Annotated in this window: 16 protein-coding genes; 13 read left to right on the forward strand and 3 right to left on the reverse strand. The window is 65.5% G+C overall.

The window, feature by feature from the left end; translation table 11 throughout:
* Positions 1-13: 13 nt before the first annotated feature.
* Positions 14-370, reverse strand: coding sequence for a hypothetical protein (locus KA184_02930; protein MBP8128507.1), 357 nt, complete (start codon positions 368-370; stop codon positions 14-16).
* Between the two features lie 177 nt (positions 371-547).
* On the opposite strand from KA184_02930, the gene mtnA reads away from it, so the two are divergent.
* From mtnA to recJ, 4 genes are all read left to right on the forward strand, one after another.
* A complete protein-coding gene (gene mtnA / locus KA184_02935) occupies positions 548-1,627 on the forward strand; it encodes an S-methyl-5-thioribose-1-phosphate isomerase (GenBank protein ID MBP8128508.1) in 1,080 nt (359 codons plus the stop codon).
* A 66-nt stretch (positions 1,628-1,693) separates the two neighbouring features.
* Positions 1,694-3,643: a hypothetical protein gene (locus KA184_02940; GenBank protein MBP8128509.1), complete on the forward strand. Its 1,950-nt coding sequence runs from the start codon at positions 1,694-1,696 to the stop codon at positions 3,641-3,643.
* Positions 3,644-3,721: 78 nt separating this feature from the next.
* Complete coding sequence (locus KA184_02945; protein MBP8128510.1) at positions 3,722-4,387, forward strand: (d)CMP kinase; 666 nt, start codon at positions 3,722-3,724, stop codon at positions 4,385-4,387.
* Complete coding sequence (gene recJ, locus KA184_02950; protein ID MBP8128511.1) at positions 4,384-6,084, forward strand: single-stranded-DNA-specific exonuclease RecJ; 1,701 nt, start codon at positions 4,384-4,386, stop codon at positions 6,082-6,084. Before KA184_02945 ends, recJ begins: the two co-directional genes overlap by 4 nt.
* A gap of 25 nt (positions 6,085-6,109) precedes the next feature.
* Here recJ and KA184_02955 read toward each other — a convergent pair whose 3' ends face one another.
* Positions 6,110-8,281 carry an ATP-dependent RecD-like DNA helicase gene (locus KA184_02955; protein ID MBP8128512.1) on the reverse strand — a complete coding sequence of 724 codons (2,172 nt, stop codon included), beginning with the start codon at positions 8,279-8,281 and terminating at the stop codon, positions 6,110-6,112.
* A gap of 140 nt (positions 8,282-8,421) precedes the next feature.
* Here KA184_02955 and KA184_02960 point away from each other — a divergent pair, with 140 nt between their 5' ends.
* The 9 genes from KA184_02960 (at position 8,422) to KA184_03000 (ending at position 18,950) form a co-directional block, all read left to right on the forward strand.
* On the forward strand, positions 8,422-9,342 hold the full coding sequence (locus KA184_02960) for a substrate-binding domain-containing protein (protein MBP8128513.1): 921 nt from the start codon (positions 8,422-8,424) through the stop codon (positions 9,340-9,342).
* Positions 9,339-10,907 carry a sugar ABC transporter ATP-binding protein gene (locus KA184_02965; GenBank protein MBP8128514.1) on the forward strand — a complete coding sequence of 523 codons (1,569 nt, stop codon included), beginning with the start codon at positions 9,339-9,341 and terminating at the stop codon, positions 10,905-10,907. The genes KA184_02960 and KA184_02965 overlap by 4 nt, the downstream gene beginning before the upstream one ends.
* A 29-nt stretch (positions 10,908-10,936) precedes the next feature.
* Entirely contained in the window at positions 10,937-12,571 is a 1,635-nt protein-coding gene (locus tag KA184_02970) for a hypothetical protein (protein MBP8128515.1), read from the forward strand.
* Positions 12,561-13,550 (forward strand): ABC transporter permease, encoded by a 990-nt coding sequence (locus KA184_02975; GenBank protein MBP8128516.1) that lies wholly within the window; start codon positions 12,561-12,563, stop codon positions 13,548-13,550. Before KA184_02970 ends, KA184_02975 begins: the two co-directional genes overlap by 11 nt.
* Before the next feature lie 162 nt (positions 13,551-13,712).
* Complete coding sequence (locus KA184_02980; protein MBP8128517.1) at positions 13,713-15,200, forward strand: sulfatase; 1,488 nt, start codon at positions 13,713-13,715, stop codon at positions 15,198-15,200.
* 62 nt (positions 15,201-15,262) lie between these two features.
* The gene (locus tag KA184_02985; protein MBP8128518.1) at positions 15,263-15,787 is read left to right on the forward strand and encodes a hypothetical protein; all 525 of its coding nucleotides are present in this window, start codon (positions 15,263-15,265) and stop codon (positions 15,785-15,787) included.
* A gap of 5 nt (positions 15,788-15,792) precedes the next feature.
* A complete protein-coding gene (locus tag KA184_02990) occupies positions 15,793-16,833 on the forward strand; it encodes a hypothetical protein (GenBank protein MBP8128519.1) in 1,041 nt (346 codons plus the stop codon).
* Between the two features lie 102 nt (positions 16,834-16,935).
* Positions 16,936-17,415: a hypothetical protein gene (locus KA184_02995; GenBank protein MBP8128520.1), complete on the forward strand. Its 480-nt coding sequence runs from the start codon at positions 16,936-16,938 to the stop codon at positions 17,413-17,415.
* Entirely contained in the window at positions 17,412-18,950 is a 1,539-nt protein-coding gene (locus KA184_03000) for a GMC family oxidoreductase (protein ID MBP8128521.1), read from the forward strand. Before KA184_02995 ends, KA184_03000 begins: the two co-directional genes overlap by 4 nt.
* A gap of 14 nt (positions 18,951-18,964) precedes the next feature.
* On the opposite strand, the gene KA184_03005 is transcribed toward KA184_03000, so the two are convergent.
* On the reverse strand, positions 18,965-20,779 hold the full coding sequence (locus tag KA184_03005) for a glycosyltransferase family 39 protein (protein ID MBP8128522.1): 1,815 nt from the start codon (positions 20,777-20,779) through the stop codon (positions 18,965-18,967).
* Positions 20,780-20,895: the final 116 nt, after the last annotated feature.

Here is a 20,895-nt window from a genome sequence, read left to right on the forward strand (position 1 = left end):
GGGGATAGACGCATCACTTCTTCCGGTCCGGTTTCGCGAAATCCCACTTGACCTTGTACTTGACCGTGGCTTCCGGACCTTCTTCGTAGTCCAGGTCCGCGCTGAGGCCGGTTTCCCGCCCGATATTCAACCGCGGCCGGCCCTTCTCGTCCATATATACTGCCGCGCGCGATTTGCCTTCCTCGCCCATAAGGACGACCTCGTCGCCGCCGCGCAGCCGTTCCAGGCGCTGTTGAAACGCGCGCTCGCGGACTTGGCCGCGCCGCCAATCCTGCGTGAAGGGCTGGGGACTGTCGGGACCGGTTGCGCACGCCGCAAGCCACGCCGCAACCGACGAGGCACACACATTGATTAAAAAGGTCCTGAACATGACCTTGGCCGTTGGCCTCCATGCGTCCGCTCATCGTCTCATCCCTATTCTACCGCATTTCCCCGTGGTCCTGACCGGAATTCGCGGCATCTCTCTGACGGGGCCGGGAGGCAGCGCGCACGGGGTATTCCTCGGGCCGGTTGTATTCCGGCCGGACAAGACGGTAGCATCCTTTCCATGAATGCGGCCCCGGGCGCCATAAACATAGTTTCGCCCCTCGAATGGGAGGCGGGCCGGCTGACCATTCTGGACCAGACCCTCTTGCCGCAGGAAACGCGCCGTATCGAACTTGCCACACTGCATCAGGTCCACGAAGCCATTCGCAGTCTGCGTGTGCGCGGCGCACCGGCGATCGGCTGTTGCGCGGCCTTCGGCGTGCTTGTCGGCGTTCTCGAAAAACGCCCGGACACCGTTAGGGATGCGCTTCGTGCGGCGGAGGAAGCCGCCGCGTATCTGGCTGCTGCACGCCCGACGGCGGTGAACCTGTTCTGGGCGGTGGAGCGCATGCGCGCGGCTGCCGTGGCTAACGCGGGCGCGGAGAGCGTGTCCGCCTTTCTGTCGCGCCTCGAAGGGGAGGCGGTGGGGATTCTCGAAGAGAACCGGCGTATCTGCCTCGCCATCGGCGAACACGGCGCGGCCCTGGTCCATGCCGGGGACGGTGTGTTGACTCACTGTAATGCGGGGCCCCTTGCCACCGCGGGCTACGGCACGGCGCTGGCGGTGGTTTTCCGGGCATGGGAACTGGGCCGGCGCGTTCGGGTCTTTGCCGGCGAGACACGCCCCTTGCTGCAAGGCGCGCGTCTTACCGCGTGGGAATTGGCGCAAGCGGGAATAGACGTGACGCTCATTTGCGACAACATGGCCGCGCAAGTGATGCGCGAAGGCCGCGTGCAGCTGGTCGTGGTCGGCGCGGACCGCATCGCCGCGAACGGCGACACCGCAAACAAGATCGGCACTTACGGACTCGCCTTATTGGCACAGAACCACGGAATCCCCTTCTACGTGGCCGCACCCTCTACCACCTTTGATTTTGCGTTGCGGGATGGCGCGGGCATTCCGATAGAAGAGCGCAGCGCGGAAGAAGTCACGGAAGGATTTGGCCGCAGAACCGCGCCGGAAGGGATTCGCGTCTATAACCCGGCGTTCGATGTGACCCCCGCGGAACTGATTGCGGGATTCATCACGGAAAAGGGCGTATTGCGGCCGCCGTACCTGAAAGGCTTGGAGGTTCTCGGGCCGGGGGGAAATAGGACGTGACGGCACTTGTCGTATGACGCGTTTGTAGAGCATGTCTTGGACAGGTCTCCGGAAGAGGCCTGTTCCATGACCTTGGAGGACGTTGCGCTGTGCGCGGCGTGGTGCGAATCCAAGGGGGAGACGCTTGCGGACCAGGCGAGCCGTATTCAGGCCCTTGAGGCGCGTTGGGCCGCTGAACACGAGCCGCCAGCCACTCTGTTTGAAGGGGGCCGGCAGCAACCCCTGCTCAGGAAACTGATTGACGAATTGCGTGCCGGGAGCCTTGCCCGGCTTGCCCGAGACGAGCTGGATTTTCTCTGCATTGCTTACGAACTCATGGGGCGCGCGGCGCGGCCCGAGGAGTTTGCCCGGCCGCGGTCCTGCATCGAACCCCACATCGAGGCTATTATCCAAAGGCGCGCGGAACTTCCGGTGGCGCCCGGGCTGCCGGCCCTGGAACACCGCGTGACCCTGGTTCTGCCGCGGGAATTAGAGGCGGCGCCGGTGCGTCGGCTGACCGCGTTTGCCGGGATGGCCCTTCCCTTCACGGGGCATGTGCTGCAGCATTGGGGCACGGTCCGTATAGTCGGGGACGTGCCGGAAGACTGTGCGGTGGCAGTCGAGGAAGGCGACTGTTACGTGGGCGGTTACGTGCTGGGCCACGTGGCGGCTACCTTCTGTTGCGAAGTGTGCCGGAACGTGTCCGGCGCCGTGGTGGTGCGCCGGGGCGACGTATCCCTGCGCGACATCATCGACCATGCGCTTGTGGTCAGCAAGCATGGTTCGGTTCGGTGCCGCGCGTCGCGAAGGCCGCGCCTGGTCTTCGCGCAACAGCAGTTCCTCGCACGGACGTGCGTGGCGGGCGGCCTTTATTTCGCCGCGGCCGTCCAGGTGCAGGGCGAAGTCTTCGGCGGAACGCTGCACATCGCGGGTACGGGGCGGGCGTCGCGTTTTCGCTGTGATCCTGAACACGCGCTGATGATTGTGCTGCGCCGCGGCTTGAACCACGGCGATTACGGCGAACGCATGCCGGAAGACGCGCTGCGCCTGCTATTGCGCGCGCGCATGTTGCGGCGGCGCGCGAAGGACTTGCGCGACATGACCGCAATGGCCCGGCGCGAGTCGGAGCATTTTGCGCGCAATGCCCTGCTGTTCTTGTCCGGCGGCGACCGGGTCACGGCGTCCGTCGAGCGCCTTGAGACCGCGGAACGGCGTCTGGCGTTCCTGGACCGGGTCATCGCAGGCATGGAATCGATGATGGAACGGCTGGATGAGCGCCTGAATGCGCGCAAACTGTCGGAAGAACGGCAACCCGTTGACGAGGCCGATGACACGACGCTCGAGGCGCTGCGGCGCGAACTGCAATCCCTGGAATCCGAGGGCGGCATCGACGAGGAACTGGCGCGCAAGCGCGACGAAGTCCTCAAGCTTCAACATGACCTGCGGGACCGGCGCTCGGAGCTTGGCGAGGCGCTGGCATTGCTCCGGGGTCTGCTGGAACGCGTGTCCGCGTGGCAGAACGAACGGCAGACGCTCGCCGGCAGCATCGAAGCCATGCGCGCGGAGGTCCAACAGGGGATTGGGCGCGTGGCCGTCCTGGACCGGGCCGGCAACGGCCTGCCGGGCCTGAAAATCTTGCAGCAGGTGCTGACGGCAGCCCGCGAAGAACCCGCAGCCTCGCCTGTGGCCGCGCGGTTGCGGCATCCTTTCATGAAGCTCATGCTGCGCAACATCGAGCAACACGGCAATCGTGTGCGCGCCTTTGCGGCAACGCTTCGGGAGACCTGCGACGAATATGCGGAGGCAGCGCGCGTCCTGCAAACAGAGCATCACGTGCAACTTCCCGGCGCGGCATCTGGCGAGGAAGAACCCGGCGGCCGGGTCACGGGCGCGTTTGACGCAGGCGTGCGCATCTACGCGAACTTGCGCGCGTTCGAGACGGACGCCCCCGAGGGCCGCGGACGTGTCACGACCGCCGCAAGCGCGGATTCCGTAACCTACCGGCTGGGCCACGCGGGAACGGTTGAGCGTGCCTGAAGCACCGTGATAGCATCCGTCTTCTCTCGACGCCGCAAGAGGCCGCGGCGTTTCCGGGCCGGAGGTCTGATGCCGAGAATCACCTGGATCGTGGCTATTGACGGCCCCGCGGGCGCGGGGAAGAGCACGACGGCGCGGCGCGCCGCCGAGGCGCTCGGTTTCGCGTTTCTCGATACGGGCGCCATGTATCGCGCGGCGACGTGGTGGGCGTTGCACAACGGCGTCGACCTCGATGACGCGGCGGCGCTCGCCGCTTCCACCGAAGCCATGCAATTGGAGATAGCAGAGGCCGGGGGCAGGCAGCGGGTGACGGTCGGCGGCAGGGACGTGACGGAAGCGATCCGCACGCCCGAAGTGACGCGGCTCATTTACAGGGTCGATCAGAATCCCGCGGTGCGGCGGCGCCTGGTCGCCCTCCAGCGGGAGCTAGGCGCGCGCGGCCCAACAGTGGCCGAAGGCCGGGATATCGGGACGGTCGTGTTTCCGGACGCCGCCTGCAAGGTCTATCTGGACGCTTCCTTGGACGAGCGGACACGCCGCCGCGCCCGCGAACTGGAAGCCAGGGGCATCGCCGTCGATTTCGACGCGCTGCGCGCGGAAATCCACGACCGAGACGAGAAGAACAAGAACCGGCAGCAGTCGCCCTTGCGCCAGGCGGACGACGCCGTGCTGGTCGATACGACGGCTATGAGCCCCGACGAAGTCGTACACGCCATTGTGCGTCTTGCACGGGAGCGCCTGTGAACGGGGCGCCGAAACGGCAATGGCGGATTGGCGAGCAGGACCGCGCCGTCACGATGGCGCTGGCGCGCGAAGTTGGCGTCGCGCCGGTAGTGGCGAAGCTGTTGATGGCGCGCGGCGTGCATGACGGTGACGCGGCCCGTGAGTTCCTCAATCCCACGCAAAAGCAACTCAGCGACCCGTTCCTGCTTACAGACATGCTCGCCGCCGCGGACCGCATCGCCGAGGCGAGGGAGCGGGGCGAGCATGTGCGCGTGTTTGGCGATTACGATGTCGACGGGATTGCCGCGACGGCCATCCTTTTCACGGGGCTGCGCCGGTTCGGTATCCCGCAGGTTAGTTACGGGATGCCGCAGCGGCTGGTCGAGGGGTATGGCATTAACGCCGAGCATGTGGATGCCGCGAGCCGCGACGGCGTTTCGCTGATCATCACCGTGGACAACGGCGTGCGGGCATATGCCGCGGCCGCCCGCGCGCGGGACCTTGGGATCGACCTCATCATCACGGACCACCATTCCATCGATGGCCCCTTGCCGGAAGCCGTGGCGGTCGTCAATCCGAAGCGCGAAACGCCGGAGCATCCGGCGTGGCGCCTTTGCGGGGCGGGTATCGCGTTCAAGCTTTCAGAGGCGCTCAACGGCACGCGCAACGACCTTGACCTGGCCGCGCTCGGCACGGTCGCCGACATTGTGCCCCTCCTTGGCGAGAACCGCGTCATTGTGACGCTGGGTCTCAAGCACATGGCGAGATACGCCCGCACGGGCCTGGCGCAGCTTGCGTCCGTGGCCGGCCTCAAGGTGCGCGAGCTACGCTCCCGCGAACTCGGTTTTCAAATCGCTCCCCGGCTCAATGCGGCGGGCCGCCTGAGCGACGGATTGACCGCGCTGCGCCTCTTGCTCGAAGAAGACACCACCGCCGCGCACGTAATGGCGCTCGAACTGCACCGGGCCAACGACGACCGCCGCGCCATCGAAAAAGCCATCTACGACGACGCCGTTGCGGAACTGGACGGCGTATTCCGCCCGGAACAGCGCACGATCGTGCTGGCGCGGCGCGGCTGGCACCCGGGCGTCATCGGCATTGTCGCCACGCGCGTGCAGACATGCTTTTACCGCCCCGTCTTGCTGGTCGCGATCGACGAGAACGGCATGGGCAAAGGCTCGGGCCGGAGCATCCCGGGTTTTGACCTTGTGGGCGCGCTTGGCGCGTGCGAGGGGACTTTCGAGCAATACGGCGGGCATCAGGCCGCCGCGGGGCTGACCATTCGCGAAGAGAACATCCCCGCATTCCGCGAGGCGTTCGAGGCGGAGGCGCTGCGCCGGCTTGGGCCGGACGAAATTCTGCCCGTGCTCGAAATCGACGGGCCCGTATCGCTGAGCGAACTCGACGGCGGTTTCATGAACACGCTCGCGCACCTCGAACCGTTCGGCAACAGCAATCCCGCGCCGCTCTTCTGCGCGCTGGATGTCGAACTCGTGCCGCGCTCGCCCCGCCTGTTGAACGGCGGCCATCTCAGGCTTTCCGTCCGCCAGGGCGGCCGCGTTTTTGAGGCCGTGGGTTTCGGGTTCGCCGAATGGATGCCGCCCGAGGCCGTGCCGCGCCGCCTCGACATCGCCTTCGTGCCGGAACTCAACACATACCGGAACGAGACCTACGTCCAGCTCGTGCTGCGCGACCTGCGTCCGGCTCAGGGCGGCTGAGACCTGCGCCGCGCCGCAGGACAGTTCACAGCGTATTCCGCAGGCGTTCGGTGAGGCGGGTGTTGCGGCGGGTGATCATGTTGTTGCGCACGGCGGTGGCGATCGCCTTGGGGGTTCCGACGATGACGACGACGCGGCGCGCGCGCGTGATGGCCGTGTACAGCACGTTGCGCTGGAGCATCATGTAGTGCTGCGGCAGCAGGGCGAGCACGACCGCCGGATACTCGCTCCCCTGCGATTTGTGGACCGTCGCCGCGTAGGCGAGGCCGAGATCATCGAGGTCGTCGAAGTCGTAGAGCACTTCGTGATTGTCGAAAGAAACCCCGAGCGCGCGCTCGTCCTCGCGCACGTCCGTGATGACGCCGACGTCGCCGTTGAAGACCTCGAGTTCGTAATTGTTGCGCAATTGCATGACCTTGTCGCCTGCGCGGAAATTGCGGCGCGGCACGGGCGCGCCGTTGGGGTTGAGCGCCTGTTGCAGCGCCTCGTTGAGCCGGGTAACGCCTGCGTCGCCGCGGTGCATGGGCGCCAGCACCTGGATGTCGCGGGCCGGGTCGAAACCGAAAGAACGGGGCAGGCGGCGCTGCACCACCTCGACGACCGTTTCGAGCGCTTGCGCCGGGTCAGAGCGCTGGATCAGGAAGAAGTCCTTTGTGTTGAACAGCGGCTGTTGACCGGTGTTGATCCGGTGCGCATTCGCGATGATCCCGCTCTCCGCCGCCTGCCGGAACACCGTATGCAGCCGCACGGTGGGGAAGCAGTTGCTCGCGATGATGTCCAGGAGCACGCTGCCGGGGCCGACGGACGGCAGTTGATCGATATCGCCGACCAGGATCAGCCGGGCGTAAGACGGCAGCGCTTTCAGCAGGTGGTGCATGAGGGCGATGTCGATCATCGACGCCTCGTCGATGACGAGCAGCTCGACGTGCAACGGGTTATACTCGTTGCGCGTGAAGCCGCCGTTCTGCGGGCTGTATTCGAGAAGGCGGTGAATCGTGCGCGCGGGCCGGCCCGTAGCCTCTTCCATGCGTTTCGCGGCGCGGCCTGTCGGCGCGGCAAGAAGGCATACGACGCTCTTCTTCTCGTTAATAGCCAGGATGCTCTTGATCACCGTCGTCTTGCCCGTGCCGGGACCGCCCGTGATAACCATGACCTTCGCGCTGAGCCCGATGCGCACGGCATCGCGCTGCTCCGGCGACAGTTCGATGGATTGCGCGCGCTCGGCATAGCGCAGCGCGTTGTCGACGTTCTTGATGGGGGGCAGGTCGTCCCTGGCGGCGGCCAGACGCTTCAACCGTTCGGCGCAACCGGACTCCGCGGCGTGCCAGCGCACGGCAAAGGTCCAATCGTCCTCGGCAACCATGCGGTTTTCCAGGACCAGCGCCTGAAACGGGCTTTCAATCGCCGTTTCAGGCACTTGCAGCAGTTCCGCGCCGTCTTTCAGCAGATTTTCCCGTTTCAGGCAGACATGGCCGTCGTTTGCGGCCTCGTCCAGCACGTGCAGGAGGCCCGCCTGGATGCGTTGCGGCGCTTCGGGCGCGATGCCGAGTTCGCGCGCGATCTTGTCCGCCGTGCGGAACGCCACGCCGGAGATGTCCTGCGCCAGCCGGTACGGATTCTCGCGCAACACGGCCACGGCCCCGTCGCCGTAGCGCTTGTATATCTTGGCGGCAAGCGCCGTGCCGATGCCATGCCCCTGCAGAAAGATCATAATCGATTGGACCGACTTCTGGCGCGCCCACGCCTCGCGGATCTGCGCCGCCCGCTTCGGGCCGATGCCGGGCACGCGCTGGAGCCGCGCCGGTTCCTCGTCGATGACGCGCAGGGTCTCGACGCCGAACGTCTCCACCAGCCGCTTCGCGTAGACCGGGCCGACGCCCTCGACCAGTCCGGAGCCGAGGTACTTCTCAATGCCCTGCACCGTCGCGGGCAGGACGGTCTGAAATGACTCGACGCGCAGTTGCCGGCCAAACCGCTTCTCGTCCACCCAGCGCCCCGTGAGCCGGACGGTTTCGCCCGGCGACACGGCCAGGAACGTGCCCACGAAGGTCAGGAGGTCCGGGCGGCCTTCCTGCTTGAGGCGGGCCACAAAGAAGCCGTTTTCGGCGTTTTCGTAGACGACGCGCTCGACCACGCCCTCGATGGTCACGAGAGGTTCGAGGTCTGTTTGTTCGGGGCTTGTGCCGCTGTTTCCCATGTCGGGCCTGCTTCCGGTTCGCACTTGACCACGAGTAGCGGCCAAGATACGGGAATGGCGGCACGCCGCGCAAAATGGCCTTGCGCCGGCCTTTTTAAAATAGGTAAAGTAAGCCCAAACTTCCGGAGGAAGGGCGACCCATGCGCGATGTAGCGGCCATATGCTGTCTGGGCTTGATCATAGCCGTTGCCTCCGGCTGCGAGGCGGGCGGCGGGGGCAAGGTCATCGGCGCCGCGATGCTCACGGCGACGCACGTGTTCTACCAGGACCTGGTAGAAGAGATGGAGGCGGCGGCGAAGGAACAGGGCTTCACGCTGCGCGTCCAGTACGCGGAATTCAACAGTCAGCGGCAAGTTGAGCAGATCGAGATGTTTATCGCTCAGGGCGTTAACGCCCTGATCATCGCGCCGACGGACTCGAGCGGCATGGGCCCGGCCATCGCGGCCGCGCGCGCGCGCGGGATACCCGTGTTTACGGCCGACATTGCCGCGAAAGATGCGGACGTGGTCAGCCATATCGCCTCGGACAACCACCAGGGCGGCGCAATCCTCGCGGAATACCTGGCGGGATTGCTCGGCGGCAAGGGTACGGTCGCGGTCATCGACAATCCCGAGGCGACATCCGTCCAGGACCGTGTGCGCGGCTTCGAGGAGACCCTGGCCAAACACCCGGATATCCGCATCGTGCAAAAGGCGCCGGGCGAGGGGCAGCGCGACAAGGCGCACAGCGCCGCCGAGAAGCTCTTGTCGGCCTATCCCGACCTGAGCGCGATCTTTGGCGTCAACGACGATTCGGCCCTGGGCGCGCTGGCGGCGGTTGAGGCGGCGGGGCTGCAGGACAAGGTCATCGTGGTGGGGTTCGACGGCACGCCCGAGGCCCGTGCGGCCATCCAGGCGGGCAAGGCGCTGAAAGCGGATACGGTGCAGTATCCGCGCGAGATTGGCCGGAAGACCATCGAGACGGTCGCGGCGTTCCTGCGCGGCGAGCGTGTGCCGAAGCAGGTCGACGTGCAGGTGGGCATCATCGACAAGGCGAAGTTGGACGCGGAGCAGGGGCCATGAAGACGCAAATTCCCGGACAAGGCCGGGTCATTCTCGAGATGCGGGGCGTCTCGAAGTCGTTTCCCGGCGTGAAGGCGCTGGACCGTGCGGAACTCGAGGTGCGCGCGGGCGAGGTGCACTGCCTCGTGGGCGAGAACGGCGCCGGGAAATCGACCTTGATGAAAATCCTCGCGGGCGCAGTCCCTCTGGACGAGGGCGAGATCCGCATCGACGGGCAACCGGTTCATGTTCGCTCGCCGCACCATGCCCAGCAACTGGGCATCAGCATGATCTACCAGGAATTCAACCTCAGCCCGTACTTGAGCGTGGCCGAGAATATCTTTCTCGGACGCGAGCCGCGTTACGCGCGCACGCCATTCGTGAATTGGCAGGCCATGTACGACCAGGCGCGCGAACTGCTACGCCGCATCAACGTCGACATCGACGTGCGCCGCCCGGTCAATGAACTCAGCATAGCCCAGCAGCAGATGGTCGAAATCGCGAAGGCGCTCTCTTTCGCGGCGAAGGTCATCGTGATGGACGAGCCTTCCGCCACGCTGACCGAGCATGAGTTGAACGCCTTGTTCAAGCTGATTCATGAACTCAAGCGTCAGGGTGTGGGCATTATCTACATCTCGCACCGGCTCGAGGAACTCTTCGAGACCGGCGACCGCGTCACGATCATGCGAGATGGCAAATACGTGGGCCGCCTCGACATCAGCGCGATTACCGAACGGCGCGACGACCCGGAGCGTGCGGCGAAAATCACGGCGACACGGGACGAGATCATCCGCATGATGGTGGCGCGGAAGCTCGAAGAGGGCCTGTTTCCCAAAGAGAAGTTCCATCGCGGTGAACAGATTCTGCGCGTCGAAGGCTTGTGCCGCTACGGCGTATTTCATGACATCAACTTCTCCGTGCACAAGGGCGAGATCGTCGGGCTTACCGGGCTGGTTGGCGCGGGCCGGACCGAGGTGGCGCGCGCTATTTTCGGCGCGGACCCGCTGGACGAAGGCACGATCTATCTCGATGGGAAGCCGATCGAAGTGCGTTCCCCGCAGGACGCAATCCGGCACGGAATCGGCCTCCTGACGGAGGACCGCAAGAATCAGGGGCTCATCCTGGGGATGACGGTGCGGGAGAATACGTCGCTGGCGAACCTCAAGCAACTGGTGCGGGGGTTGTTCTTCTTGGACAAGCGCAAAGAGCGCGATGCCGCGGCCCGGCTGTCGCGAGACCTGGAGATACGCACGCCCACGGTGGAAACCGCGGTACAGACGCTGAGCGGCGGCAATCAGCAGAAGGTAGTGCTGGCGAAGTGGCTGTTCACGCAGTCGAAGGTGCTGATCTTTGACGAACCGACGCGCGGCATTGATGTCGGCGCGAAGGTGGCCATATATGAACTCATGAACAAGCTGGTACGGCAGGGCGTCGGGGTGCTCATCATTTCGAGCGAATTGCTCGAAGTCATCGGCATGTGCGACCGCATTCTCGTGATGAACAGCGGGTGGATGCCTAACGAGGCTTCGCGGGAATTGCAGAACTGGCCTTCGCATGAATTGACGCATGCGGAAGTGAACGCGTAGGCGCTGCGCGCCGGAAGAGGAGCGAAATCATGATGCAAAAGAAGCAACCGGCGGGGGGAGGAAAGAAGAAGGGAAAGGCTTCGCCCAAGAAGAAGGAACAGCTCCCGCCGCAGGCGACCGCTGGCGGCAAACCGGCGCAGGAAACGCCGGAGGAGTCGGTGCTCGTCCGTGAAGCGGCGCGGAAAGCGGCTGAAGCGGTGAAGGCTCAGCCGGGTGCGCCCGCGGAACCGCCGCTGCGCCTCGAAGTCGAGGGGGGAAGAGGCGCGGCGGCCGCAGCCAAGAAGGGAGAGAAGACCGGCCAGGAAAAGATCATGGACCTGGCGACGAAGAAGATGCCGCCGCTGCCGCAGAAGGAGCGCGCCCGGTCGCGGCGCGGCTACGCGTGGCTGATTGTGGGTATCGTCGGGGTCGTCCTGGGCGTCGTCGCCGGCCCATACGTGGGCCCCAAGTTCGCGTTCTTGCCCAATCCCCAATTGCGCGAGATTGAACGGCTGAACGGCGTCATTTCCGGGCTGCAGGTGGACATCGACGACTTGTCCGCCGCCAATACCGGCCTTGAAGGGCAGGTGGGGGCGTTGACCAGCGAGCGCGACACGCTGCAGAAACAGAAGGCCGCTCTCACGGACCACGCGGCGGCGCTGTCTTCCGCCGCGGTGAAGCTCGAGGAAGGCTGCGCTGCGGCGTATGCAGAGATTGAGCAGTTGCGCGGCAGGGTCACGGGCTTGACCACGGAACGGGACCAGTTGACGCAATCGGTGCAGACGTTGACCTCCGAACAGGAACAGTTGCAGCAGGAACACGCGAACCTGGCCGCGCAATTCGAGCAATTGCAGCAGGACCATACCGCGCTCACCGCGGACAAGGAGCAGTTGGGGCAGGAATTGAATGCGGCGCTGGACGAGACGCGGCAACTTAAGGAGAACAATACGGGCCTGACGCAGGAGAACGCGGCTTTGACTGCGACGCTCGACAAGGCGCGGCAGGACGCCGCCGCGGCGCAGCAGGCGCACGAAGCGCTGGCCGCCGAGCATGCGGCGCTGCAGGAACGCGTCACGGCGCTCGAGCAGGAGCTTGCGCAGCAGAAGGAAGTCGCAGCGGCGGAAATGGACGCGTTGCGGAAAAATGTCGAGGCGCTGGGAACGGAGAACGCGGGCATCAAGGAAGTGCATGAGAGCCTGACGGCGGAAAACAACACGTTGAAGGAGACGACCCGCGGCCTCACCGAAGAGAATGCGCGCCTGCGCGAAGAGAGCGAAACACTGGCGCAAGCGAAGGCTGCGCTGGAGGCCGAAATCGCGGCGGCGCGCCAGCAGGCGGAACAACTGGCCGCGCGCGCGGAGGCCATGCGGAATTATTACGTCACCAAGATGATGGTTACCGACGCGGCGGGCACACAGAGCGTCGCGGTCGCGGAATGCGTCTTGCAGGGGGATGACGGCGCGTTTGTCTATCGCACGGTGGACGGCGCGCACGTGGGCTCCTTCGAACGCAAGCCGGAGACGGAAGGCGGCGCCTGGGGGTATCGCGAGAACCTCGATGACGCGGCGCGCGCCCAAGTCGAGCAACTGATTGCGGGGGCGCGCCCCGCGGACTACGAGGCGCGCCTGAACGCCCTCGCGGACGCTGCGCCCGCGCAACCGGCGCCGCCCGGCGATGGCGGCTGAGCCGCGCCCAATCGACGCCGCAACGCGCCGCCTGCTCGTGTTCGGGCCGCTGCTGGCGGCGTTGTTCGTCGAGGTGATCATTTTTGAGTTTGTCGGACGGTATCAGGGGAAACCGTCCTTCTTTTCTTTCGACAACGCAATCCTGATCCTGAATCAGTCCTCCGTGCACGGAGTCGTTGCCGTAGGGATGACTTTCGTAATCCTCACGGGCGGTATTGACCTTTCAGCGGGCTCGATGCTCGCGTTCGCGGGCGTGATCTGCGCGCTTGTGACCCGGTACGGAGGCGAACCGGCGGCGCCGTGGATCGGCGGCGGCTGGATTGCGGCCTTGGTCTTGGGCGCGGGCGCGGGCGCGCTTGTCGGGTTGCTGGTCACGCGCTTCGCCATTCCGCCGTTCATCGCGACGCTTGCGCTGATGAGTTCGCTTCGCGGATTGGGCAACCTGATCACCGACGGCAAGCCCGTATCGCCTTTGCCTGACCTTTACGCTCAGGTGGGCCGCTACCAATTGTTCGGGCACGTGCCCGTGAGCGTGTTGTTCTTTGTCGCCGTGCTCGTGTGCGGGGCCGTGCTGCTCAACATGACGCAATTCGGCCGGTACGTCTACGCCATCGGCGGCAGCGAGGAATCGGCCCGGCTCAGCGGCGTGAACGTCGCCCGCGTCAAGGTCAAGGTTTACATGTTGTGCAGCGCGCTCACCGCGTTGGCCGGGCTTATGCTCTCGTCGCGGCTCGGCGCGGGCAGCCCGAAGGTCGGCGTCGGCGACGAACTCGCCGTGATCGCCGCGGTCGTCGTGGGCGGCACCAGTCTCAGCGGCGGCCGCGGCAGCGTCGTCGGGACCTTCGTCGGGCTGCTTGTGGTCTCGGTGCTCAACAGCGGCCTCACCTGGATCGGCGTCGAGACCTTCGGCCAGCAGGTCACGCTCGGGCTGGTCATCCTCGCGGCCGTCCTGCTCGACAAGCTCAAGGGGCAGGCGTGAGCGTATAGCGGCCAAAAGGACCAGGCGGATGGGTGAGGCGCTGCTGTCTACCGCGCCCTTTTCTCTTCGTCCTTCAGGCCGTTTTCGTCCTGTGGGCCCCTTTGCGGTTTGCGTGTGGGCCTCGAATTGCTACAATGCGCGGGGAAACGGAAGGAAGGGACCATGCGAGACGGAACGACGCGCCGGGACTTCATGAAACTTGCGGGCGCCGCCGCGATGGGCGCCGCGGTCGGGGAACGGGCGGAAGCGCAGGAAGCCGCCAAGCCGGGCGCGCGCAACATCGTATTCATCCTCACGGATGACCAACGTTTCGACGCGCTGGGCATGCTCAACCCCTATTTCGAGACGCCTGCGCTGGACGCGCTCGTCCGGGGCGGAATCCTGTTCGATCGCGCGTTCGTCACGACGTCGCTGTGTTCGCCGAGCCGCGCCTCCATACTTACCGGCCAGTACGCGCACCGGCACGGTATTCTCGACAACAACACCCTGCTGCCGGAATCCACGCCGACGTTTCCCCGGGAACTGAAGCGGGGCGGCTACGAGACCGCCTACGTCGGCAAGTGGCACATGGGCGGGTCCACCGACGCGCCGCAGCCGGGGTTCGACCATTGGGTGTCGTTTCGCGGCCAGGGCGTGTACCGGGACCCGACCTTCAACATCAACGGTGAGCAGGTGAAGCAGGAGGGCTACGTGACGGACCTGATCACGGATTACGCGGAGGAATTCATTCGCAAGCCGCATTCGGGCCCGTTCCTGCTTTACGTCGGGCACAAGGCGGTGCACGCCGATTTCCAGCCCGCGCCGCGCCACGCGGGAAGCTACGCGGACCGGACCTATCCGCGCCCGGCGTCCATGGCCGATACGGAGGAGAACTATCGCGGCAAGCCGGCCTGGGTGCGCGCGCAGCGGCGCAGTTGGCACGGCGTGGACGGGATGTACAATAACACGACCGATTTCGACCGTTTTACGCGGGAATATGCGGAGACGCTGCGCGCGGTCGACGACAGCGTGGCCCGGGTTGTTCAAGCGCTGAGCGAGACGGACCAGTTGGACTCCACGATCATCGTGTTTACTTCGGACAACGGTTTTCAGTTCGGCGAACACGGCCTGATCGACAAGCGCACCATGTACGAAGCCTCGATTCGTGTTCCGTTGATTGTTCATTGCCCGGGACTGTTTGCGGGCGGGCAGCGCCGCCGTGAAATGATCCTGAACATCGACTTCGCACCGACTTTCATCGAGGCGGCGGGCCTGCCCATACCCGACACCGTTCAGGGCGCTTCGTTCTACGGGCTGCTGGACGGATCGCGCACGGACTGGCGCGACGCCTGGCTGTACGAGTATTTCTGGGAGCGGTCGTTTCCGCAGACGCCGTCCGTGCTGGGTGTGCGCACGGACCGCTACAAGTTCCTGCAGTATCACGGCGTCTGGGACCGCTACGAATTGTACGACCTCGACGCGGACCCCGGCGAGAGGAACAACCTGCTCGCGGATTTCCAGGTCGCGGCGGAAGGCGGCACGCTGGACGCGTTGATCGCTCGCAGGGCGAAGGGCGAACTGAAGGAGACTTATCAGCAAATGCGGAGCACTCTGGACCGGCTCCTTGCCGAAGCGGATTGTGCGGCGGAACCCAACTGGCATGTATGGTGACTGCCGGGCCTGACAGTGTTAAGATAGGAATCGCTCGGCCAGAGCAGTAAGGAGGGCCCGGGATGGTTCAGAGCACAATGCCCGCCGCGGTGCGGCAGTATGTAACGGTAATGCGCCTGCTGGGCGTAGTCTACGCGGTTGCCGGGTGCGTCTTTTTCTTCTCTCCAAAGTTCGTTTTCTGGCTGCTGAACATGTTGCCCAGCATAACGACATCGCTGGCCCCGCTCCCGGAGAGCACGGAGTTCTTCTGGGTCTCGCTCACGTTCTCCATGATGGCCATGCTCAGCGCGCTGTCTTTCGCCGCGGCCGCCGCGCCGCAGCAGCGCAGCTACGCCTGGATCCAAGTCCTCGCGAAAGTGGTGTCCAGCCTGGGTCTTTTCTATTACTTCATGCATCATCATGTTGACGGCAAGCCCGTCTTCGGCTACCTGGCCGGTGTTATCACGGACCTGCCCATCGCGATCCTGGTGCTTATCCTGACCCTCCGCGCGGCTATAGCGGGGCGCGCGCCGGCCGCGGGCGCGCCGGACACGGGAGCGGACGCGCCGGACACGGGAGCGGACGCGCCGCCCAAGAGCGAGGAGTAGCGGTCATGGGGCAGCGCGGCACGCTCGCCTCGGGGAACCGGCCGCTCTGGAGCCCTGCGCTCGAAGGGCCCGGACGCGGTTTTCAGGAAGTGTGGTACCTCAAGCTCAATGACGCAGGCGCGGGCCGCGCGCTCTGGCTGCGGTTTACGATCCTGGTGCGCAGCGACGGCTCAAAACGTATCGCGGAGACGTGGGCCATCGCGTTTCACCGCACGGACGGCAGCGTACTCAAGACGGCGCTCAAGCACACGCGACGGCTTGACGTTTTTGTGCCCGGCGCGGAGGAAGAAATGCCCAGCCTGCGCATCGGCAACTGCTTCTTCTCCGAAAACGCCACGGGTGGCGAACTCCAGGACAAGGGGCGCAGCATCCGCTGGGACTTGACGATGCGGCCGGAACGTGACCTGGGTTTCGATTTCGTGCCTCAGTCCCTGGCGCGGGCGCGGCTGGTCAAGAATACGGCCCTGACCGTGTTCGAGGACCTGCGTTTCAACGGCTGGAGCGAGGTGGATGGCCAACGCCACGAGTGGCGCGACGCCCCAGGCATGCAGGGGCACCTTGCCGGGCCGAAAAACGGCCACTCCTGGGTCTGGGGCCACTGCAACACGTTTCGGGACGAACAAGGAAACCCGGTGGACTGCGTGTGGGACGGGTTGATGGCTCGCGCGCGCCTGGGCCGCGCCAAGGGCACGCCTCCGTTGACGAGCATGCTGATTTTCCACGAGGGGCGTGCATACCGTCTCAACCGTACGCGTCAGGCCCTGCGCACTCCGTCCCACGCCGATGACACGGGATGGAGCTTCGACGCGCGCTTCCAATCGATCACGTTTCACGGCCAAGTGCGCGCGGCGCGCGGCCAGTTCGCGGGCGTCACCTACGAAGACACCGACGGGAGCCTCTTGTACTGCTACAATTCGAAGGTGTCGGACATGACGATCCGGGTACGGCGCGGGGACGCGCTCGAGCGGACGCTTACCGCCGTGGGTACGGTCGCCTTCGAAGTCGTGACGCGCGAACGTTGGGCCGATGTGCCCCTCCTGATCTGAGGACTCCGTGAAACCGTGCAGACGCCGCGGTACTTGACGCCGCGCGGGCGTTTGTGCCAGAACACAGCGTAGATTTTCGCACCTTCCAAGGGAGGGAGCTTCATGAACGCGGAACGTGAGGGGTCATGCCGCGCCCTGTCGCCGCGCGCGCGGCTGACGATGGAGGCGTTGATTGTCACGCTGGCCGGCGACGAGCGGGAACTGCTGGACCGCGTGGCGATGCCGGACGTCCTTGACCGAGCCGACCTGACGTTTCAGCATCTCCCTCCATTATTCCGGGCCGCCTGCCGGGTAACTCTGGGGGTCTTCGAATACCTGCCGTGCTTGTTGGCCCGGAAGGTCAGGCCGTTTTGCCGGCTGTCGCTCGAAGCGCGGACCAGGTACGCGGAGGTGTGGGCGCATCACTACCTCAGCGGGGTGCGCAACATTTTCAAGATCCTGCGTCTTATCGCCATTGGAAGTCTGGTCCAGGATCCCGCCGTGACCGCCGGGACCGGCTACGCGCCATTCCTCGAACACCGGCTCACGCGCCCGGCCGATGGCGCCGGCGGCCCCTGCGCCCCGGCGAGGACCGCGCCATGACAAACGCCACGGCTTCTGGCATCGCTCCCGCGGATGCCGCGCAACTGGACGCGGACGTGGACGCCGCGTTCGACGCCGTTGTCGTGGGCAGCGGCGCGGGTGGCGCGGTCATTGCGAAAGAACTTGCGGAAGGCGGCCGGCGTGTCGCCATAGTCGAGGAGGGTGGAGTTCATACAGCCCACCGCGACGTGCCGTTCGCGTCGCTCGCGCGCCTCTACCGCGACTGCGGCTTTACCGGCACGCTGGGCCGGCCTGCGGTCGTCGCGCCCGCTGGCAAATGTTTCGGCGGCACAACGACCATCAATTCCGGCACGTGTTTCCGGACGCCCTCAGACGTGATTGCGCGTTGGCGCGGGGATCTCGGGCTTACGGAGATTGAACCCGGGGATCTTGCCCGCGCGTCTGAGCGGGTCGAGCGCGAGATCAACGTTACCACGACCGACCTTGCCCTGATGAGCCGGGGGAATCAGCTCATTCATGAACTGCTGGAACGGGAAGGTCTGCGCGGCGCGCCGTTGCGGCGCAACGTCCGCGGTTGCGAGGGTTGCGGCACGTGTTGTTACGGCTGCACGTCAGGCGCGAAACAGAGCATGGACCGTTGCTACCTGCCGAAAGCGTTGCGCGCTGGCGCAACGGCCTTCGTGCATGCCCGCGCCGGGAAGATACTGTGCGACAGCGCGGGCAGGGCTGCGGGCATTGCCGCGGTTGCCGCGGGCGGACAACGCAGGCGTTTGACGCTGCGCGCGCCCGTCGTCGTGTTGGCGTGCGGCTCGTTCCTCACGCCGCAGGTGTTGAGAGACAACGGCATCGCGCACGGCAACCCGCATCTGGGCAGACACCTCACGGTGCACCCCGCAACCAAGGTTTACGCGGAATTCGAGGAGCGGGTCGAGGACTGGAAAGGCGTGCCGCAATCGTATTCCTACGACGGCCTGCATGATGACGGGATCATGTTCGAGGGCGCGAGCATGCCGCCGGAATTGGCCGCCATGGCCATGCCCTTGATCGGTCCCCGGCTCGCGCATTTCATCAGGCGATACGCTCACATCGCGTCTTTCGGCATGATGGTCAGTGACACCACGGAAGGCCGCATGATGCGCGCGCCGGGCTACGGCTGCGTATTCCGTTACTCGCTGACAAAGACCGACCTCGAGCGCATGCGGCGCGGCATCGCTTTTCTCGCGCGCCTGTATCTTCGCCATGGCGCGTTGCGCGTGTATACGCCCGTGAACCGGAAGGAAAACGTGTTTCACAGTCTCAATGACGTGGACCGCTTCGAGCGGGCGCCCCTGCGCGCGTCGGAAATCGAGGCGATGGCGTTTCACCCGCTGGGAACGTGCCGCATGGCCGCCTCGGCCGGGTGCGGCGTTTGCGGTCAGGACCATCAGGTCTATGGCGTGCCCGGCTTGTACGTGTGCGACGGCAGCATTGTGCCGAGCGCGCTCGGGGTGAATCCGCAAGTGACCATCATGTCGCTGGCCACGCGCCTCGCCGAACGCCTGCTGGGCCGGGAACTGCCGCCCGCGGCTTCGTAAAAGGCGAGAGCGCGCTACGAAAGGCCCGAAAACTCCAGGATGTCTACCTGTTCTTCGCCCGCGCCGTGCATTCTGGGCAGCTGGAAGTCCTTGACTGTCCGGAAATGGGTCAAGTCCGCTTGCCACTGCTGAAACATGGGCAGGAGCCCATCACGCAGTTCGTTTGAGCTTTCGAGGTACGTCCACGGAATGATCACATAGCGGATGCCGTGTTCGCGCAGCCACGCGCGCTGCCGTTCCGCGTCGAGTCCGGCGATGCGCCGCATAGCCGCATGATTCTGGAACGCGGGACCTTCCAGGTAGTAGGTGCGCTGGTCCGGGGTGAGAATCACACCCTTGTCGGCGAGGTACCGGTTCGCATACTCGAAGACGGGGAATCGTTCGATATGCTCACGCAGGTATGCTTCGCGTGTCTGCTTTCCGAACAGCACGGGTAACTTGGCTTGGAAAGTCATCACGTGGAGCGCCAGGCCATAGACGAAGGCGCACGTCAGCAGCACGGCGACGCCGTTCCAGAGCCAGCGCGCGCGGTTGGTCATCACCGCGGCGACAACCATCATCGGCAGGAAGAACGGCAGCAGGTATCGGGCGAGACGCTGATAGAAGAAGAAGAACGTGCCGCCCGCGATGCTGAACGCGCCCAGCGCCAGCGCCCTGCGCCCGCCCAAAACCAACCCGGGCATGCCCAGCGCCAGCACCATGCCGCCCGGCGACCTGCTCCAGCCGTCGTAGAGGTGCGGGCGCATGATGATGTCCCAGGGAAAGCGCATCAACGTCACCAGGCCGGCGCCGCCGGTGTCGCGCACGGATTCAGCAGCCCCAAAACCCGGAAGAGCGGCATGTTCCATGCCGTGCGCCGGGAAAACAGACGACAATAGCGGGAAGACGGGATTGCCGGTAACGGCCGTGCTGCGCGCGAGCCAAGGCAGCGCGGTGACCGCGGCGAGCGCGGCGAAAAGCGTCGCGGCGCGGAATCGCCGTGCGCGCCCGCACCACAGGACGCCCGCGAACAGCAGCATGCAGACGAGCAGGCCCGCGTGGCGCGCGCCGCAGGCGCTGCCCGCCAGCGCGGCGCTGAGCAGGAGCCAGCCGTCACGGCGCTCGTCGGCCCACGCGGCCAGAGCGGCCAGGGCCGCGGTTGTCATCGCCGCGAAGCCCAGGTCGATGGCAGGCGCACCTGCCTGGTCCAGGAATACCGGCGCCGTGGCGAGCAGCGCTGCGGCGGCAAAGCCGCAGCGCCGGTTCTCGATGCGTTTGCCGAGCGCGTATACGGCGAAACAGGCGAGCGCGCCGAAGGTCCAATTGACGAGTGAAACGGTCTGTTCGCCGCCGCCGGCATAGGCCGCCGCATACAGGCTGTGCAACAAGTGAGGATAGCCCGAGTATCCGTTACCGGGAAGCGCGTGTATGTAACCGTCGCGCGCGTATGCGGCAGGCAACGCGAGATGTGCCGCGGCCGCGTCCCAACTCGTCACGGGCGCCAAGGCCGACAGGAGCGCGATAAGCAAAGCGCCTGTAACGGCGCCCAGACTTATGAAATCGAAGAGGGTCAGCGGGGCACCGGCGGGCGCGGGTGCTGCCGCAGGGGCGTTGTGCGTGCGCCGGGCGCGTGAAATTTCCCAAAGCAATCCCGCGGCGGCGATGGTGTAGAGCGCGGTAGTCGCCAGGCTGAGACTGCTGCTGCCAAGGAGCATCGCCAACAGCGCGCAGAGCCCGAAACCCGCAAGCATGCGGTAGAGCCATCCTTCCACGCTCGTGCCAACGCCAAGCAGACGCGTCGCGAGCGTCCCCAGAACGGCTGCCGCTGCTATCAATGCCGGATAGGCCATCGCTGCTTTTTCAATCCTCCTCCCAACGCCGGTGCACGATACCATGGCGGATTGAAGCAAGTCATTCGGTGCGTGAGCGCTTTCCAGCCATCTTGCCCCTGGCCGCGCGAATATCC

The sequence above is a fragment of the Candidatus Hydrogenedentota bacterium genome (genome assembly GCA_018005585.1).
Taxonomy (GTDB): Bacteria; Hydrogenedentota; Hydrogenedentia; order Hydrogenedentales; family JAGMZX01; genus JAGMZX01.

Bases quoted from the DNA above. Each gene is read 5' to 3' on its own strand.
- mtnA (MBP8128508.1), top strand. From the start codon at position 548: ATGAATGCGGCCCCGGGCGCCATAAACATAGTTTCGCCCCTCGAATGG.
- KA184_02940 (MBP8128509.1), top strand. From the start codon at position 1,694: ATGACCTTGGAGGACGTTGCGCTGTGCGCGGCGTGGTGCGAATCCAAG.
- KA184_03005 (MBP8128522.1), bottom strand. From the start codon at position 20,779: ATGGCCTATCCGGCATTGATAGCAGCGGCAGCCGTTCTGGGGACGCTC.
- KA184_02965 (MBP8128514.1), top strand. From the start codon at position 9,339: ATGAAGACGCAAATTCCCGGACAAGGCCGGGTCATTCTCGAGATGCGG.
- KA184_02985 (MBP8128518.1), top strand. From the start codon at position 15,263: ATGGTTCAGAGCACAATGCCCGCCGCGGTGCGGCAGTATGTAACGGTA.
- KA184_02955 (MBP8128512.1), bottom strand. From the start codon at position 8,281: ATGGGAAACAGCGGCACAAGCCCCGAACAAACAGACCTCGAACCTCTC.
- KA184_02990 (MBP8128519.1), top strand. From the start codon at position 15,793: ATGGGGCAGCGCGGCACGCTCGCCTCGGGGAACCGGCCGCTCTGGAGC.
- KA184_02975 (MBP8128516.1), top strand. From the start codon at position 12,561: ATGGCGGCTGAGCCGCGCCCAATCGACGCCGCAACGCGCCGCCTGCTC.
- KA184_03000 (MBP8128521.1), top strand. From the start codon at position 17,412: ATGACAAACGCCACGGCTTCTGGCATCGCTCCCGCGGATGCCGCGCAA.
- KA184_02970 (MBP8128515.1), top strand. From the start codon at position 10,937: ATGATGCAAAAGAAGCAACCGGCGGGGGGAGGAAAGAAGAAGGGAAAG.
- KA184_02960 (MBP8128513.1), top strand. From the start codon at position 8,422: ATGCGCGATGTAGCGGCCATATGCTGTCTGGGCTTGATCATAGCCGTT.
- KA184_02980 (MBP8128517.1), top strand. From the start codon at position 13,713: ATGCGAGACGGAACGACGCGCCGGGACTTCATGAAACTTGCGGGCGCC.
- KA184_02995 (MBP8128520.1), top strand. From the start codon at position 16,936: ATGAACGCGGAACGTGAGGGGTCATGCCGCGCCCTGTCGCCGCGCGCG.
- KA184_02930 (MBP8128507.1), bottom strand. From the start codon at position 370: ATGTTCAGGACCTTTTTAATCAATGTGTGTGCCTCGTCGGTTGCGGCG.